Here is a 15,165-nt window from a genome sequence, read left to right as displayed (position 1 = left end):
CCGGGCAATCTGTCAGATTCCGGGGCCAGCTCTCCTCCCGTATCAACGGCTGGCATTCTTGGTCCACGATTGGTTTTACTTCTTGTTTAGTTTGTTGGCTTCGTTGAGCAGCGGGTTGTTGCTCTTGTTGACCATCCCTCCACCACCGGGGCGGGTGCAGATGGCGTCCGAGGTGCCGCCGATGCCGGAGGTGACATAGCAACCGTATCGCGCACGCCCCACATGGGCCGTGAAATTGATCCGCCCATTCAAGCCTCCCTCCCGCTCGACGTCGCTGATGGTCACTTGCGAAGGGCTGACGCCCAAGGTCTGCCCTGCACGCTTTTTCAGCATGCCATCCGCATCGCTCGCGGCCTGCGAGGTGGGCGTTGCACGCTGCGGTGGTTGGTCGGTCGGGGCGCTGCTGCCTTGGGAGTTGCCGGCGCAAGCCGAGAGCCCGAGCGCGACAGCGCTGGCCAATAGAAACTTGATAAGGAGGGTAGGTCTGGTGATGGTCGTCATTTGGTTCAATCTGTGTTTTAGATAAGGGTGCGCCGGAAGCAGGCGCACGAACTTGGTTAGCCCCGCGAGTCCTTTCGGCTCGTTCGAGCTTTCACTTCACTTCCGGCTCCGATGCCGGCAATGCGGCGGAACTATCTTCATCGCTACGCGGAGACGTCGCGGGCCGTGCGTCTTCATCGTTGCGGGTGGTGGTGCGCTGCACGCCAAGCTCATAGACCCGTTCGATGGACGTGCCATCAAGCCCGTACGCCGTAATCACGCCGTCGAGCTTGCCGTTCACGTACTGACCCGAGATCTTCTTCTTTCCGTTCCAGTACCAATGCGTGAACGGACCGGTTCTCTGGCCGCTCTTGTACTGACGCTCACCCTTGATCTGGCCGTTGTCATACCAGGACTGCCACAAGCCATCCAACTCGCCCTGCACGAAATTCAGCGCCTCCATGCGTTGGCCATTGGCATACCACTGTGTCTTCTCACCTGACCTCACACCGCGAACATAGTGCTGCTGCAGCTTCTTCTGGCCGTTGTCATACCACTCGGTGTAGGTGCCATCCAGGGCGCCCAAAAGGCGCTGGCTGTGCGACTGCTTCTTGCCGTTCGGATACCAGGTGGTGAAATCTCCAACCGACTTTCCGTTGTCGTAGTGGGCCTCGGTCTTCTTCACCCCGTTGTCATGCCATGCATTGACCGCGCCGTTGAGTTTTCCAAATGCGTAGTACGACTCCTGATCCATCTGGCCGGAGGGAAAGTACGTGACCGCCCGTCCATTGAATTCGCCTTCGAAATAGTCGGCGTTGAACTGCATCTGGCCGTCGGGGTACCACGTGGTGGAAGAACCGACGAGCCGGCCTTGGCGAAACGAGCTGAGCTCCTTGGCTTTTCCGTTGGCATGAAAGCCTCGGTAAACGCCATCTGCACCCAGGTTTTCCACATTGGACTCGCTCAGCATGTTCTCCGACTTGCCGATAGCCAGTGCATCCACCTTCTTTTCTCCCCCGGGGTAGTAGGAAGCAATCTGGAGCCTTCCGGATGCATCCTTGTCCAGCAATACACGGTAGTACTCGACTTGCGCAAGGTTGCGCTCCGTGATCTCTTCGCTGATGCGCACGCCGTTCTTGTCGAAGTACCCCACCACGCAGTTAGACGGGTCTTGGGTGATATGGCGCGAATAGAGGCAGCGATAGCCGTATTTCTCCGCCGCCGGAACGCCGTCGGCCGCCCAAGCGGGGTGAAGCGATACATGGGCGCACAACAGCGCGAGCGCAGGCAAGGCCTGCAGGGGAATCAGTCGGCGAGCCGGTCCCAATCGACGGGGCATTTCAGTTATTCCTTCATGTTGAAAAGATCTCACAGGCAGCGGCCCGCCCCGCTTCAATTGCGCGGAAATGGGCACCAGCAAGTTTGTTGGGCGCGAGGTTAGGTCTGGCGACCTCGGCCTGCCATATGCCGAAGGTCACAACCCCCTATCGAAAATTCACAACCTTGGATGCAGAGATTGCAAACGTGAGTTCTTGCACGGTTCGATGCAGCCCACCGGTCGCAGCTACGCACCGCGTTTCATCGTCGGGCGAGTGATGAAGCTCATGATCGAAGCGATCAGCGTCAGGAGCAGACTGGACAGCCACACATAGCTGCCGGCCCCGAATCCCACCACCGTTCCCGCGTCCATGTCTCTGCCCGAATCGAAGCCCAGGGTCTCGACGCTTCTGAAGTCGTGTGCGAGCGCGAGTGCCGCCAGAGCGAGGCCCACGCACAACACAGGAGACTTTTTCATCCAGACAAAGCAGAAGATGGCCATCGGATTGGCGATCCAGGCACAGACGTGTGTATCGGGAATCACAGCCCACCCCACAAGCAGTACAAGAATCCCCCGCATTTCCATTTCCGGCTCCCTCGTGTGATACGGCGTCAGTACGAGCGAGGACAGGTAGAGGACAACGGCCAGAAGCCGGCAAACATTCGCGGCAGTGGATCGCATCTCAACACTCCTGCAACAAGAACACACTGGTGCTTGACACCTGCGACAACCGACGGCATCGCGGGCATCGAGAAAGATGCCTCGACCTCTCGGTGGAACGGCTAGTCGCGTGAGGGAGGGGGTGCAAGGCGGTTTGGCTTGCGGACATGCCAATAACTCAGGTAGCTTGCCAGCAGGATGCCCGGCGACACGAGAACGGCTGGCAGGGGGAGTCCCTGAACCAGCGGCAAGAGGCCGATCAAAGCGGCAACCGTTCCGACGATGGGCCAAGCACGTGGTAGTCGCCGATCAGTCACCTATGCCGCACTCATTTCCAGCAAACATCCCCATCCAACCCAACCGCAAACGAACGATGCGTAGACAAGGATGTGTACAGGAATGTCTTTCGCGTCGATCTCCCCTCCCTCGCCAAGGGTAGCCAGCGCACCGAACGAAAGCATGAAGTAGCCAAAGAGGCCTGGCAAGCAAAGCAACCAAGCAAGCGTCAAAACAATGCGTCGTACCCGGGGCATGGAGTTACCTCGCGATTTCAGAGGGCAACAGGGGCAAGGCAAACGATCATCAGCCCACGGCTCTCAACCGGAACGAGCCCCAGATGGCGACCAGAATGTGGAGGATGAAGCCCACAAATACCGAAGCCCCGCCCGCCATCGGCCACATCGCCGATGGCAACGCAAAAACCGCAACCCCGCTCAGAACTTCGACACAGAGCATCAGTCCCAGTTGGATGCCAACGACCTTGCGTGCAATCAAAAAATATCGATTCCCTGGTTCCTTTTTCAGGAGCACGCGCAGTTGCCAGAACGCTCCGCCTCCAAGGAAGACCTTGAACGCAATTGCAGGCACCTTCAATCCGATCGCAGCGAGAGCGACAATCAAGATGTAGGCAAGTGGCATTCCCCAAGCTGCGTAGCGGCCCAGCCAGACGGGAATGGGTCGCGATGCGGGCGACTCGATGGAAGGAGCCGGCTCCTGAGGCAGGGCGGATTTCATTTGGATTTTGTGTCTCGATGGATCTTGTGGTTTAAATCGAATTTGAGCGGCGCGCTCTACTTTCGAAAAAATAGACAGCGAGAGAAGGCGGCCAAAATCCCTACGCTTTCAGCGTTGGGCTTTCAATGAAGCCCCAGGGAATTTTTTATCTCCCTGGTCAATTCTCTAGAGCGACGCCATAACAGCCCATTTCTGCCGTCGCCGGAGCCAATGGTCTTCCGATTAGGGTCATAGATGGCACGCCCATGGCCAATTACTTTTTCGTTCTCGATGAGATCGAAATTGATTCTGTTTGTGGCCGTGTCGAACACGGCTTGTATCTTCATCCCGATTGGCGGCGGGCCGCCAACCAATGCGCCAATCCCATCTGCGCCCAAGTAAAGCGCTTGTCCCTCGAACAAGAGTGAACCCTTCAAGACCGCACCATCGTTGGCCCAGACACCAACAAGCTCCGCAGGAATTGATTCGGCTGCAGCGCTCGTCGTCAGTGCACTCAGTATTGCTGCTGCAACAAGAAGATAGCGCCTCACTGCAGGACACCTGATTCGCGTCTAGCGGCTTCGGCCTGCATCCTCTGGCGAGTTGCAATCACAATCTCGGAGTGACGAATTTCTATTTCGTGACATAGCTCATCGAAATCAGCCGCGCTGGGGAGCCATGACTCATGAATGGCGAGTTCCCCCTGGAAGTGGACGATCTTGAGGGAGCGCTTCTTCCGGAGCACCCAGATGGACATGTGCTGGATGTCGAAGAGCCTCAAAAGAGTGGGCTCCTTGGAGAACGCCGAACGGGGCGCCACAAGCTCATTTTCCGTCAGCGTGACGCGCTGGGGGAAAAATTGGCCCCGCAGGAGCGCTGCGATTGCCGAGCCAGCGAGTGCCGCAACGAGCGCCGCCAGGCACCAGTAGATGATCGTTGCTTCTCCAGAAGAAAAACGAAACACCCTATTGATGACAAGCCCGCGATCATTGGTTTGGGCTGCCTCCCACAGGCCGTACGCCGCAAGACCAAATAGCAGAGCCGAAAAAGCCATGAGCAACGGCTTCGGGCGATACGGATAATTGTGGATCTTCATTGATAATTTCTTGCGCAGGAAATTGTCCGTCTTCTCTCACCTGCTTCCAACATCATTCTTGCGTATCGATGTGGTCGAAATGCCCGCATTGATCTGTATTGGGCGAGCCTCTCACTGGATCACCCACCAAGCGTTTTGCATCGATGACGACCCCCGACTTGAATTCGAACCTGCTTTCCGACATGCGAGCCTCTGCATACGGCGGCGTGAAATAACCGCCGCCGTAGGTTCCCGATACTTCCCAATTTCGACAATAGAAAAACGACGCGACCTTGTTACCAGCCTTGTTGGTATAGATCTTGGTCGGATTTCTTCCCATGGCGGCGACCAGCTGCTCATACGTCTTTCCATTCTGAAAATTCACCCCAATGGGGCTGCCCGCATGTATGCAACCAGTCAAGCTCAAGGCGCCGACGAGCAGAGATGAAAGGAGGAAATGTGTTTTCATTTTTTTATTGATGATTTGAAGCGTTCGGGCCAAGATGCGTGCAGCACACCTTGGCCTTTTTTACGCACAATCATCGCAATTGGCACAACTGGCCAGTGCATTAAATGCTTAGTTGATAAAGGGGACGTGCAGATTGCACAGCGGGTTACTGAAACTGGTAGAGGGTAGACCCCGTCTTCACCGTGATGCTTCGCGAACGTTTTAGTTAACGCGTCGTTAATGTGTGGCGAACCACTCGCTTCCGAGAGTCAAAGAAGATACTCATACTTTTTGATTTGGTGCCAGCAATATCCTCTGCTCGACCGACGGTACTGCTGCCTGGAATCATGCTGAAAATGGCACTTGTTTGATTGTTTCTTCCACTATCGTAGATCCAATACTCCGTCCCATCAGCATAATTTTGAACGCTATTTGGAGAACCAAATATGCGCTTAACATCATCCGTTGTAGTCACGCCTTTTTTTAGCTGTTGCTCTAAAGACTGAGTTGTTGCATTGGCAACCGCTGTATTACCGCCCAGAGTGCCACACCCACTCAACAATGCAGCGACAAAGATCACTCCTCCAATCACTATCTTTTTCATACTCTCATTCCTTTTAAAAAAATCATAAATACCAAAAACTATCGAAATCAATTTACTTATGAACGGCGGCCACCGAAATTAAAGCAACTGGCCGCCCCAGCAAATGCCTAGTTGATGAACGGGGCGTGCACATCGCACAACGGACCGCTGCAATTGGCAGGGGTGTAGTAGATGTTCTTGCCGGGAATCATGATCGGCACTACGAAGAGCAGCCCGTTGCCTTTGGCACCTTCTTCATTGGCCTGGGCGAGCATCTCGGCGCTGGGTAGCAGGTAGTCGCGCAACAGGTAGCTGAAGGTGGTGGACTGCGATGCGTCCTTCACGTAGATGTGGTTGCCTGTCGAAAAACTGGCGTCGAACAAATAGGGTTCCAGGAGCCGAAAACCTTTCGTGCCCTGGGCGTTGAGTTCGGCCAGGAATGCATCGCCCGTGGTCGGAGTGCCAGCAGGTACTTCGTAGCTGTAGATGGCGCCGGGCGCGCTTTTCTCATAGAGGGCGGAGGTGTTGCCGCTGCTGTCGAACAGGTACTCCTGCACGTAGCGGTAGCCGTCGGCGCCCTGCTCGTTGGCTTGCGCGAGAAAGTAGTCGCGCGTCTTGGTGCGGGGGAACTGGTTGGGCTTCGTGAGGTAGCTGTAGGTTGCCCCTGACGAGTTGTTCTTGCGATAGAGGAGCCCCTGGGCGTAGATGCCGATGTACTGGAATCCTCGGGCTCCTCGGGCATTGGCCTGCTGCACGAAGTCGGCCTCGGAGGCAGGCGTTGCCTCCAGCAGTTCGTAGGTGTAGGTGGTTTCAGCGTCCTTGATCAGAAGCGACTTGGTGACGTTGTTCTCGGTGGAATAGGCGAGGTCGCTGACGTAGCGATAGCCCTTGGCGCCTTCGGCATTGAGCAGTGCGAGGAACTTGGCGGCGGTGGCGCCGGTGGTGCTTGCCTGATGTTCGTACATCATCGCGCGCACCACCGGGACAGGGGCCGGAGCGGGAGCTGGCGAGGGAACGGGCGCAGGCGCAGGTGCCGGCGAAGGAGCCGGCGCAGGGGCCGGGGTTGTTCCGGCATCGACCACCGGGAACCCGCCGAAACTACCGCCTCCGCCACCTCCCCCGCCGCAAGCCGTCAAGGCAACAGCGATACCCACCACGCACAGTCCAGACTTCATGTTCTAACCTTTTTCCTTTGCATATCCATGCGCGAAGACCACGCATCAGCCATGCAGGAAGGTTAGGTTTCATGGCCTCGGCTCACCATGTGCCGAAGGTCACAGCCCGGGCTCGAACGTTTACGAAACAGCGGGGGTGGCTCTTGCAGCCGTGAGTTCCGTCACGGTTTGGAGCAGCGTGGTGGCATCCACGGGCTTGAAGAGAACAGGCACGGCGGCGGCGCGCACACGCTGCAAACGTTCAGGCGAGGTCTCGCCCGTCACCAGCAGCAAGGGAATGTCGATGTTGAAGCGCTGGCGCAAGCGCAGACCCACCTCGAGACCATCCGCCCCCTCGGACAGGCGGTAGTCGCAGATCAACAGCACAAAGGGCTGGCCTTGTTCGCCGGCCTGCTGCAAGGCCCTGGCGGCTTCGGACTCGTCGGCGACGGCCTGCACTTCCATCGCGCAAGAGCGCATCAGGGCTGTCATGGCGCTGCGGATTTCCGCATCGTCGTCGATCAGCAGGATGCGTCCGGACAGCGCTGGAACCGCAGCGCGCGGCCGCTCGGGCGACCCGGCATTCGATAATGGTGCAAAGTCGCCCGGTGAGCCGGACGCCGCCGCGATGGCCGGCAGCACAAGCCGGAAGCAGGCGCCACGACCATGGCGCGAGCGCACCTGCACGGGGTGATCGAGCAGCCGCGACAACCGTTGCACGATCGAGAGGCCGAGGCCCAGGCCCTGGGCGCGATCGCGCCCGGCGTTGCCGACCTGGTAGAACTCACCGAAGATGCGCTCCAGTTGTTCGGGCTCGATGCCGATGCCGGTGTCTCGCACGTCGATCCACACGGCCTCGCCGCGCGCACGCGCCGTCACCGTGACGCGCCCCTTGGGGGTGTATTTCAAGGCGTTGTCGATAAGGTTGGACAGCATGCGGATCAGCAGTTGCGGGTCGCTGCGCACCCACAAGCCGCTCGCGCGCATGCGCAGTTCCAGCGCTTTCTGCTCGGCCTGTGCAGAGAACAGGAGGTTGAGCGAGAGGAACAACTCGTCGAGTTGGACGGGTTGTGGTTCAGGGGTGATCACGGCGGCGTCCAGCCGGGAGATGTCGAGCATGGCGTCCAGCGAGACGCCCAATGCATGGACGGCGCGCATCAGGCGTTCGGCGTTCTCGCTCTCGGGGCGGTCGCGCAGTTCGTTCTCCAGTGCAGCGCCGAACAACGCAATCGCATGCAGCGGCTGGCGCAGGTCGTGGCTGGCGCTGGCCAGGAAGCGGGTTTTTTCGGCGCTGGCACGCTCGATGACGGTGACTTGCTCGTCCAGCTTGGCTGTCAGGGCTTCGTTCTCGAAACGCAGCGCCAGGGCATCGCTCAGCAGCTTGTGCTCCTGCAGGCCGACGCGCATCATGAGCAGCAGGTAGATCGTCCCGATGGTGCCAAGGAGCAGCGGCAGGTTGGGGCCCTGCCAGGCCAGCGCGGCGATCATGCTCGTCATCACGGGGACGCAGTACCCAAGCAGCGCCGGCTTGAGCGCCCAGCACGACTGCGCAACCCTGGCGCAACTGCCTGCGGCCAGGACCATCAGCAAGGACGTCACCGTGGTGTTGTGAAAAGGAAAGAAAAGCCAGGGGCCGGCCGCTGCAATCAGGCCGACGAAAGTCAGGATACGGGCGATCTTGCGCGCCCAGTACAGGCTGTCCGACGCAGGCACGGCAGGATGCCAGCGCGGCGTGAAGAGTGTCCAGGCGTCGAAGAGCAGCAGCATGCCCACCCACAGCACCACACGCGGATGGTGCAACTGCGTGTACATGACGGCTCCGAGCAGCAAGACGAAGCAGATGTGCGCCAGCACCGATGCGGTATAGGTCGAATAGACCGAGGCCACGCGCTCACGCAGCACAAGCTGCTCGAAATGAGTGCCTGCAACAGGACGGTTCACTCAGGCTCCGGCCGGCACAGCCGGCTGATCAACTGGACGCGCGAACGCATGCCGAATCTCAGCAGGATGATCGAGACGTAGTTTTTGACGGTGCCTTCGCTGAGGTGCGCGAGCTGCGCAATCTCCTTGGTGGCCCTTCCCTCCAGCATCCAATCCAGGATCTGCATCTGGCGGGGCGTGAGTTGCTGCCAGGCGTTGGCGTAGGCATGCCGTACGAAGCTGCCGGGTGCCGCCTTGGGCCCGGAAGGCAGTCTGTCCACGGCATCGCCACCCAGCAATCCGCAGGCGCGGATGAAGCTCACCACCTCCTTCAGATCGGCCGACTTGGGCAGAAAGGCGCTGGCGCCCAGGGCCAATGCATCTTTCGCCGCGGATGCGTGGCTGATACCGGAGAGCACCACGATTCGTGCGAAGGGGTAACGGGCACGGAAGTCCGCCAGGCCGCTCAGGCCTTGGGTGTCGGGCAGGGCCAGATCGAGCAGCACCAGGCCGATGTCATGCTGCACGCGGCCATAGAGCGCCAGGGCGTCCGACAGGTTGGCGGCCTCGAAGACTTCGATGGCCCTGCCCGCCGATGTGGGCTGCGCCTGCACCAGCGCACGTACGCCCAGGCGCACAAGGTCGTGATCGTCCACCACCAGGATCCCGCGAGGCAGAGCGGTGCTCTGCGCCTCGGGTTCGGGTGGGGATGTGGACTTGATAGCGTTCATAGATTCGGCGTTCGCAAGCCAGGCGGTGAATCGCTGGGTGCGGCCGATCTTAGGTCCGCAGGGTCCGTCGCATCAGGTGCTGAAGGTCATACGGCAGGACCAAAATTTACAATTGACGGGCTATGCATCAATGGATGTGAAATTTGTCACGATCGACAGTGGATGCAGCATGCCCGCCCCCCCCCCCGAAATGCTTCGGGTGCATGGCCAAAGAAAAAGCCCTGTCAATCCGAAGATCAACAGGGCTTCATCAGCTTGGCGGAACCGGAGGGATTCGAACCCTCGATGAGGCTCTACACCCCATACTCCCTTAGCAGGGGAGCACCTTCGGCCACTCGGTCACAGTTCCTGAAAGAAGCCGAGATTATGCCACTGTCAGGCGGCAGGTTGGTCCAGATCGAAGGCTTTGTGCAACGCGCGCACGGCCAATTCCATATATTTTTCGTCGATGACGACCGAGGTCTTGATCTCGCTGGTCGAAATCATCTGGATGTTGATGCCTTCTTCGCTCAGCACGCGGAACATCTTGCTGGCGACGCCCACGTGGCTACGCATGCCGATGCCGACGATGCTGACCTTGCAGATCTTGGTGTCGCCCACGATCTCGGTCGCGCCCAGCGAGGGCATGACCTTCGACTGCAGCAGGTCGACCGTCTTCGCATACTCGTTGCGGTGCACGGTAAAGCTGAAGTCGGTGCGACCGTCCTTGCTGAGGTTCTGGATGATCACGTCGACTTCGATGTTGGCGTCCGCCACGGCACCGAGGATGTGATACGCGATGCCCGGCTTGTCGGGCACGCCGAGCACCGAGATCTTGGCTTCGTCGCGGTTGAAAGCGATGCCGGATACGACGGCTTGTTCCATGTTTTCGTCTTCCTCGAAAGTGATCAGCGTGCCGGACTTGGCCTCTTCATTGATGTCGATGTCCCACGACGTGAAGCTCGAAAGCACGCGCAGGGGCACCTTGTATTTGCCGGCGAATTCCACCGAGCGGATCTGCAGCACCTTGGAGCCCAGGCTCGCCATTTCGAGCATCTCTTCGAAGCTCACGGTCGAGAGGCGGCGCGCATCGGGCTCCACGCGCGGGTCGGTGGTGTAGACGCCGTCCACGTCGGTGTAGATCAGGCACTCGTGGGCCTTCATGGCGGCCGCAATGGCCACGGCTGATGTGTCGCTGCCGCCGCGGCCCAGCGTGGTGATGTTGCCGCTGTCGTCCACGCCCTGAAAGCCGGTGATGACGACCACCTTGCCGGCGTCAAGGTCGGCGCGCACGCGTTCGTCGTCGATGCTCTCGATGCGGGCCTTGGTGTACGAGTTATCGGTGCGCACCGACACCTGCCAGCCCGCGTAGCTCACGGCTTCCATGCCTTCGGCCTGCAGTGCAATGGCCAGCAGCGCGGACGAAGCCTGTTCGCCGGTCGAGGCGAGCATGTCGAGTTCGCGCCCGTGGGCGTCGCCGGGTTTGCTCGGGGCCAGCTCCTTGGCCAGGCCGAGCAGGCGATTGGTTTCGCCGCTCATGGCACTCGGGACCACAATCATCTGGTGGCCGGCGCGCGCCCACTTGGCAACGCGCTTGGCGACATTCTTGATGCGCTCGGTCGAGCCCATCGACGTACCGCCGTATTTGTGAACGATCAATGCCATGGGTGAATTCAGAGAAAAAGAAAGGGCCGCTGCACTCCCAAGTGCCAACGCGGCGCCCTGCAAGCCGTCAGCGCGAAGCCTTGGGCGAGGGCCTGGAATTGTACCAATGCAGAAAATCGCCCCGCCGCTCGACGAAACCGTTGGCCACCTTGAGGTGGATGCGATGGCCGCGCGTGGTGCAGGCTTGCAACTGGCTCAGCAACTGGCCGAGTTGCGCCGTGCTGGGGGCGCAGCCGTGCGCCTGCATCAGCCAGTGCCGCAGCACGTTGGCTTGGCGCGCTTTCGAAAATGCCTGCAGTGCCGCAATGCGCGGCGGATTGCCCACCGTGGCCAAGTCTTGCGCCGCCAGTTCACCCAGCAATTCCTGCGCCTGCGCGGCATGGCCGATGCTGCGGGTGAAGGTGGAGCGGAATTGCGGAAAAGCCTGCGCCAGCGCCGGCAACAGCACGGCGCGGATGCGATTGCGGGTGTAGCGCTCATCCTGGTTGGTCGGATCCTCGATCCAGGGCAAGTCGAGGCCTTTCAGCCAAGAACGAATATCGGCACCGGGCACGGCGAGCAACGGCCGGTAGATGTCGAGGCCATGGCGCTGCGCACGGGCCGGCATGGCCGCAAGGCCGGGCAGCCCCGCACCCCTGGACAAGGCGAGCAGCAGTGTCTCGACCTGGTCGTCTGCGTGGTGCCCGAGAACTATCGATTTGATAGCGCCAACCGGTTCGCCCGAGCGCGCCATCGCAGCAAAGGCCTCGTAGCGCGCACGCCGTGCGGCATCTTCAGGACTGTCGCCCTGCGCATGCCGGGCATCGACACGGTGCACCACCAGCGGCACGCCCAGCCGCTCGCACACCTCGGCGCAATGCCGCTCGAAGTCGTCGGCCGCGGCTTGCAGCCCGTGGTGTACGTGAAAGGCCGCCACCTGCCCCGGCCATGCCGACGCGCAAGCGGCCAGCAAGGCCGTGGAATCCGCCCCGCCGCTGAAACCCACCGCCAGCGGCAGATGCGCCGGCTCGAACGCGGCCATCGCGCGTTCGAAGGCTTCGTTCATGGGGCGCTTGCTTATCTGCCGGTGTCGGCCTTGGTGTCGTTGAAGCGCCCGTAGCTTTGCAGGCGTTCGTAGCGGCGGTCGAGCAGCTCTTTCGGCTTCAGGTCGCTGACCTGGCGGAAGGCGTCGTTGAGCGCGCGCTTCAGAAAAGCAGCCATCTGGCGGTGGTCGCGGTGCGCGCCGCCGACCGGCTCGTTCACGATCTTGTCGACCAGGCCCAGGGCCTTCAGTCGGTGCGCGGTAATGCCGAGGGCATCGGCCGCTTCCTGCGCCTTGTCGCTGGTCTTCCAGAGAATGGAAGCGCAGCCTTCGGGGCTGATGACCGAGTAGATGGAGTACTGCAACATCAGGAGCTGGTCGCCCACCGAGATCGCGAGTGCGCCGCCGGAGCCGCCTTCACCGATGATGGTGACGATGATCGGCACTTCGAGCTGCGCCATTTCATAGATGTTGCGGCCGATGGCTTCGGACTGGCCGCGCTCCTCGGCATCGATGCCGGGATAGGCGCCGGGCGTATCGACGAAGGTGAAGACCGGCAGCTTGAATTTCTCGGCCGTCTTCATGAGCCGCAATGCCTTGCGGTAGCCCTCGGGCTTGCTCATGCCGAAGTTGCGCGCGGTGCGCTCTTTGGTGTCGCGCCCCTTCTGGTGGCCCAGCACCATGCAAGGCGTGCCATTGAAGCGCGCGAGCCCGCCGACGATCGAAAGGTCGTCCGAGAAATGCCGGTCGCCGTGCAGTTCGACGAAGTCGGTGAAGATTTCGTTGACGTAGTCGAGCGTGTAGGGGCGCTCCGGATGCCGCGCGATCTTGGTGATCTGCCAGGGCGTCAGGTCGCTGTAGATGTCTTTGGTGAGTTGCTGGCTTTTCTTTCCCAGCTGGTCGATTTCCTCCGAGATGTCGACCGCCGATTCGGTCTGTACATAGCGCAGTTCTTCGATCTTGGATTCGAGTTCAGCAATGGGCTGCTCGAAGTCGAGGAAGGTTCGTTTCGCCAACGTCTTCTCCTGTTGTTCAGTATGCGACCGGTACCGGGTCGAGCGAGCGCCAAATATACCAAGTTGCCACACTGCAAAATGGCGCCCAGGCCACGGCGACGTCGCGGGCATCACTGCGGCTCACTGGATCGCCCGAAAAATAGTTCACGCTAATGCCGTTGAGCAGGCCCAGGTCGTCCACAGGCAGCACATTGGGCCGCATCAGGTGAAAGATGAGGAACATTTCAGCCGTCCAGCGGCCGATGCCGCGAATGGCCACGAGCTCTTCGATGATGAGCTCGTCCGACATGTCCTTCCAGGCGTCGACGTGCACCGCGCCGGAATCGAAGTGAATGGCCAGGTCAACCAGGTATTCGACCTTGCGCGCCGACAGCCCTGCCGCGCGCATATCGTCGACCTTGAGCTTCAGCACGTTGGCCGGGGTCAGCTTGCGCGGAAGCACCGCGAACTTGTCCCACACCGTTTGCGCGGCTTTCACCGAAATCTGCTGGCCCACGATGCTTCGCGCGAGCGTGGTGAACGCATCGCCGCGCGACTCGAGGCAGGCATCGCCGAACTTCGGAATCAACCGCTTCATCACGCGGTCTTTCTTGGCGAGGTGCTTGCAGGCCTCTTCCCAATAATCGGGCGTGTAGATCTGGACCGCCGGATTTTTCGAAGCAGGCATGGGGTTGGTGGTTCCGTTCACTGCGCTGCGGCCCAGGTCGTGCCGGTGGGCGAATCCTTGAGCACGATGCCCTGCGCCAGAAGGTCGTTGCGGATGCGGTCAGCCTCGGCAAAGTTCTTTGCGGCCTTGGCGGCTGCGCGCTGCGCAATCAGCACCTGGATTGCGGCATCGTCGAGACTGCTGCCTGCTTGCAGGAACGCCTTGGGATCACCCTGGAGCAGCCCCAGCGTACCGCCGAGCAGCTTGAGAAGGCCGGCGGTTTCCGCGGACTGCGTACGGTGGACTCCCGTGGCCAGCTCAAACAGGATTGCAATGGCGCCGGGCGTGCCGAAGTCTTCATCCATCGCAGCCTTGAAAGCAGCCGCGTGCGGATTCGTCCAGTCAAGCGCGACCGGCGCGGGCGTCACCAGGTCCAGCGCCGTGTAAAGGCGTTTGAGCGAGTTGCGGGCGTCGGTCAGATGCGCATCGCTGTAGTTGAGCGCGCTGCGATAGTGCGTGCGAACGAGGAAGAAGCGCAGGCTTTCGGCGTCGTACTTCTGGAGCACCTCGCGGATGGTGAAGAAGTTGCCCAGGCTCTTGGACATTTTTTCGTTGTCCACGCGCACGAAGCCGTTGTGCACCCAGAAGCGGGACAGCGGCTTGCCGTGGGCGCCCTCGCTTTGCGCAATTTCATTCTCGTGGTGTGGAAACTGAAGGTCCGCCCCGCCACCGTGGATGTCGAAGGTTTCACCAAGCGTGGCGCAACTCATAGCAGAGCATTCGATATGCCAACCCGGACGGCCGGTGCCGAAGGGGCTGTCCCACTTGGCATCGTCGGGCTCGGATGGCTTGGCGGCCTTCCAGAGCACGAAGTCGAGGGGGTCCTGCTTGCCCTCAAGCACCGCAACGCGTTCGCCGGCATGCAACTCGTCGAGCGACTTTCCGGACAGCTTTCCGTAGCCGGGAAACTTGCGCACCGCGTAGTTCACGTCGCCATCGGGAGAGCGATAGGCCAGCCCCTTGCGCTCCAGCGCCTCGATGATGCCGAGCATTTGCGGAACGTACTCAGTCGCGCGTGGCTCCAGCGTGGGAGGCTCGATGCCAAGCGCGCCGATGTCTTCATGCATGGCGGCAATGACTTCATCGGTCAGTTGGCGAATCGTGATGCCACGCTGCACCGCGCGGGCAATGATCTTGTCATCGATATCGGTGATGTTTCGCACGTAGGTCACCGCGTAGTCGCTCGCTCGCAACCAGCGCTGCACCACGTCGAAGGCCATCATCATGCGGGCATGGCCGATGTGGCACAGGTCATAGACCGTCATGCCGCACACGTACATGCGCACCCGGCCCGGTTGCAATGGGGAGAACTCCTCCAGTTCACGCGAAAGCGTGTTGTAGATGCGCAGACTCATGAGGCTCGGAAAGCGTCGCTTCGCGCACGTGCGGCACGGGCGAACGACGTTGAATTTCAGG

16 protein-coding genes and 1 tRNA gene are annotated in these 15,165 nt (G+C 60.4%); all 17 read right to left on the bottom strand.

Annotated features, from left to right (window positions below):
- Nucleotides 1-75: 75 nt before the first annotated feature.
- The 17 genes from EJI00_RS21580 to cysS all read right to left on the bottom strand — a co-directional run bounded on the left by EJI00_RS21580 (nt 76) and on the right by cysS (nt 15,104).
- Nucleotides 76-501 carry a hypothetical protein gene (locus tag EJI00_RS21580; RefSeq protein WP_126749528.1) on the bottom strand — a complete coding sequence of 142 codons (426 nt, stop codon included), beginning with the start codon at nt 499-501 and terminating at the stop codon, nt 76-78.
- 91 nt (nt 502-592) lie between these two features.
- The gene (locus EJI00_RS21575; RefSeq protein WP_126749527.1) at nt 593-1,819 is read right to left on the bottom strand and encodes a toxin-antitoxin system YwqK family antitoxin; all 1,227 of its coding nucleotides are present in this window, start codon (nt 1,817-1,819) and stop codon (nt 593-595) included.
- Between the two features lie 225 nt (nt 1,820-2,044).
- The gene (locus EJI00_RS21570) at nt 2,045-2,479 is read right to left on the bottom strand and encodes a hypothetical protein (protein WP_126749526.1); all 435 of its coding nucleotides are present in this window, start codon (nt 2,477-2,479) and stop codon (nt 2,045-2,047) included.
- Between the two features lie 561 nt (nt 2,480-3,040).
- On the bottom strand, nt 3,041-3,472 hold the full coding sequence (locus EJI00_RS21565; RefSeq protein ID WP_126749525.1) for a hypothetical protein: 432 nt from the start codon (nt 3,470-3,472) through the stop codon (nt 3,041-3,043).
- Between the two features lie 122 nt (nt 3,473-3,594).
- Nucleotides 3,595-4,002 carry a hypothetical protein gene (locus EJI00_RS21560; RefSeq protein ID WP_126749524.1) on the bottom strand — a complete coding sequence of 136 codons (408 nt, stop codon included), beginning with the start codon at nt 4,000-4,002 and terminating at the stop codon, nt 3,595-3,597.
- Nucleotides 3,999-4,547 (bottom strand): hypothetical protein, encoded by a 549-nt coding sequence (locus tag EJI00_RS21555; protein ID WP_126749523.1) that lies wholly within the window; start codon nt 4,545-4,547, stop codon nt 3,999-4,001. Before EJI00_RS21555 ends, EJI00_RS21560 begins: the two co-directional genes overlap by 4 nt.
- Nucleotides 4,548-4,599: 52 nt before the next feature.
- Entirely contained in the window at nt 4,600-4,995 is a 396-nt protein-coding gene (locus EJI00_RS21550) for a hypothetical protein (RefSeq protein WP_126749522.1), read from the bottom strand.
- A 205-nt stretch (nt 4,996-5,200) separates the two neighbouring features.
- Nucleotides 5,201-5,578 carry an outer membrane protein assembly factor BamE gene (gene bamE / locus EJI00_RS21545; protein WP_126749521.1) on the bottom strand — a complete coding sequence of 126 codons (378 nt, stop codon included), beginning with the start codon at nt 5,576-5,578 and terminating at the stop codon, nt 5,201-5,203.
- A gap of 107 nt (nt 5,579-5,685) precedes the next feature.
- Nucleotides 5,686-6,525, bottom strand: coding sequence for a hypothetical protein (locus EJI00_RS21540; RefSeq protein WP_126749520.1), 840 nt, complete (start codon nt 6,523-6,525; stop codon nt 5,686-5,688).
- Between the two features lie 327 nt (nt 6,526-6,852).
- Nucleotides 6,853-8,652: a hybrid sensor histidine kinase/response regulator gene (locus EJI00_RS21535; protein WP_126749519.1), complete on the bottom strand. Its 1,800-nt coding sequence runs from the start codon at nt 8,650-8,652 to the stop codon at nt 6,853-6,855.
- Nucleotides 8,649-9,362: a response regulator transcription factor gene (locus EJI00_RS21530; RefSeq protein WP_126749518.1), complete on the bottom strand. Its 714-nt coding sequence runs from the start codon at nt 9,360-9,362 to the stop codon at nt 8,649-8,651. Before EJI00_RS21530 ends, EJI00_RS21535 begins: the two co-directional genes overlap by 4 nt.
- A gap of 256 nt (nt 9,363-9,618) precedes the next feature.
- Nucleotides 9,619-9,711 (bottom strand) — tRNA-Ser (locus tag EJI00_RS21525).
- A 26-nt stretch (nt 9,712-9,737) separates the two neighbouring features.
- The gene (locus EJI00_RS21520) at nt 9,738-11,006 is read right to left on the bottom strand and encodes an aspartate kinase (RefSeq protein WP_126749517.1); all 1,269 of its coding nucleotides are present in this window, start codon (nt 11,004-11,006) and stop codon (nt 9,738-9,740) included.
- Nucleotides 11,007-11,073: 67 nt separating this feature from the next.
- Nucleotides 11,074-12,051, bottom strand: a complete 978-nt coding sequence (gene tilS / locus EJI00_RS21515; protein WP_126749516.1) for a tRNA lysidine(34) synthetase TilS — start codon at nt 12,049-12,051, stop codon at nt 11,074-11,076.
- An 11-nt stretch (nt 12,052-12,062) separates the two neighbouring features.
- Nucleotides 12,063-13,043, bottom strand: coding sequence for an acetyl-CoA carboxylase carboxyltransferase subunit alpha (locus EJI00_RS21510; protein ID WP_126749515.1), 981 nt, complete (start codon nt 13,041-13,043; stop codon nt 12,063-12,065).
- A 16-nt stretch (nt 13,044-13,059) separates the two neighbouring features.
- Nucleotides 13,060-13,710, bottom strand: a complete 651-nt coding sequence (locus EJI00_RS21505; protein ID WP_126749514.1) for a DNA-3-methyladenine glycosylase family protein — start codon at nt 13,708-13,710, stop codon at nt 13,060-13,062.
- Between the two features lie 17 nt (nt 13,711-13,727).
- Nucleotides 13,728-15,104 (bottom strand): cysteine--tRNA ligase, encoded by a 1,377-nt coding sequence (cysS, locus tag EJI00_RS21500; RefSeq protein ID WP_126749513.1) that lies wholly within the window; start codon nt 15,102-15,104, stop codon nt 13,728-13,730.
- Nucleotides 15,105-15,165 lie beyond the last annotated feature (61 nt).

The sequence above is a fragment of the Variovorax sp. DXTD-1 genome, from assembly GCF_003984625.1.
Lineage (GTDB): Bacteria > Pseudomonadota > Gammaproteobacteria > Burkholderiales > Burkholderiaceae_C > Variovorax.
Note: the sequence above shows the minus strand (reverse complement) of the source record. Positions and strands in the feature narration are given on the sequence as shown.

Bases quoted from the DNA above. Each gene is read 5' to 3' on its own strand.
- EJI00_RS21580 (WP_126749528.1), bottom strand. From the start codon at position 501: ATGACGACCATCACCAGACCTACCCTCCTTATCAAGTTTCTATTGGCC.
- EJI00_RS21575 (WP_126749527.1), bottom strand. From the start codon at position 1,819: ATGCCCCGTCGATTGGGACCGGCTCGCCGACTGATTCCCCTGCAGGCC.
- EJI00_RS21570 (WP_126749526.1), bottom strand. From the start codon at position 2,479: ATGCGATCCACTGCCGCGAATGTTTGCCGGCTTCTGGCCGTTGTCCTC.
- EJI00_RS21565 (WP_126749525.1), bottom strand. From the start codon at position 3,472: ATGAAATCCGCCCTGCCTCAGGAGCCGGCTCCTTCCATCGAGTCGCCC.
- EJI00_RS21555 (WP_126749523.1), bottom strand. From the start codon at position 4,547: ATGAAGATCCACAATTATCCGTATCGCCCGAAGCCGTTGCTCATGGCT.
- EJI00_RS21550 (WP_126749522.1), bottom strand. From the start codon at position 4,995: ATGAAAACACATTTCCTCCTTTCATCTCTGCTCGTCGGCGCCTTGAGC.
- bamE (WP_126749521.1), bottom strand. From the start codon at position 5,578: ATGAAAAAGATAGTGATTGGAGGAGTGATCTTTGTCGCTGCATTGTTG.
- EJI00_RS21540 (WP_126749520.1), bottom strand. From the start codon at position 6,525: ATGATGTACGAACATCAGGCAAGCACCACCGGCGCCACCGCCGCCAAG.
- EJI00_RS21530 (WP_126749518.1), bottom strand. From the start codon at position 9,362: ATGAACGCTATCAAGTCCACATCCCCACCCGAACCCGAGGCGCAGAGC.
- EJI00_RS21520 (WP_126749517.1), bottom strand. From the start codon at position 11,006: ATGGCATTGATCGTTCACAAATACGGCGGTACGTCGATGGGCTCGACC.
- tilS (WP_126749516.1), bottom strand. From the start codon at position 12,051: ATGAACGAAGCCTTCGAACGCGCGATGGCCGCGTTCGAGCCGGCGCAT.
- EJI00_RS21505 (WP_126749514.1), bottom strand. From the start codon at position 13,710: ATGCCTGCTTCGAAAAATCCGGCGGTCCAGATCTACACGCCCGATTAT.
- cysS (WP_126749513.1), bottom strand. From the start codon at position 15,104: ATGAGTCTGCGCATCTACAACACGCTTTCGCGTGAACTGGAGGAGTTC.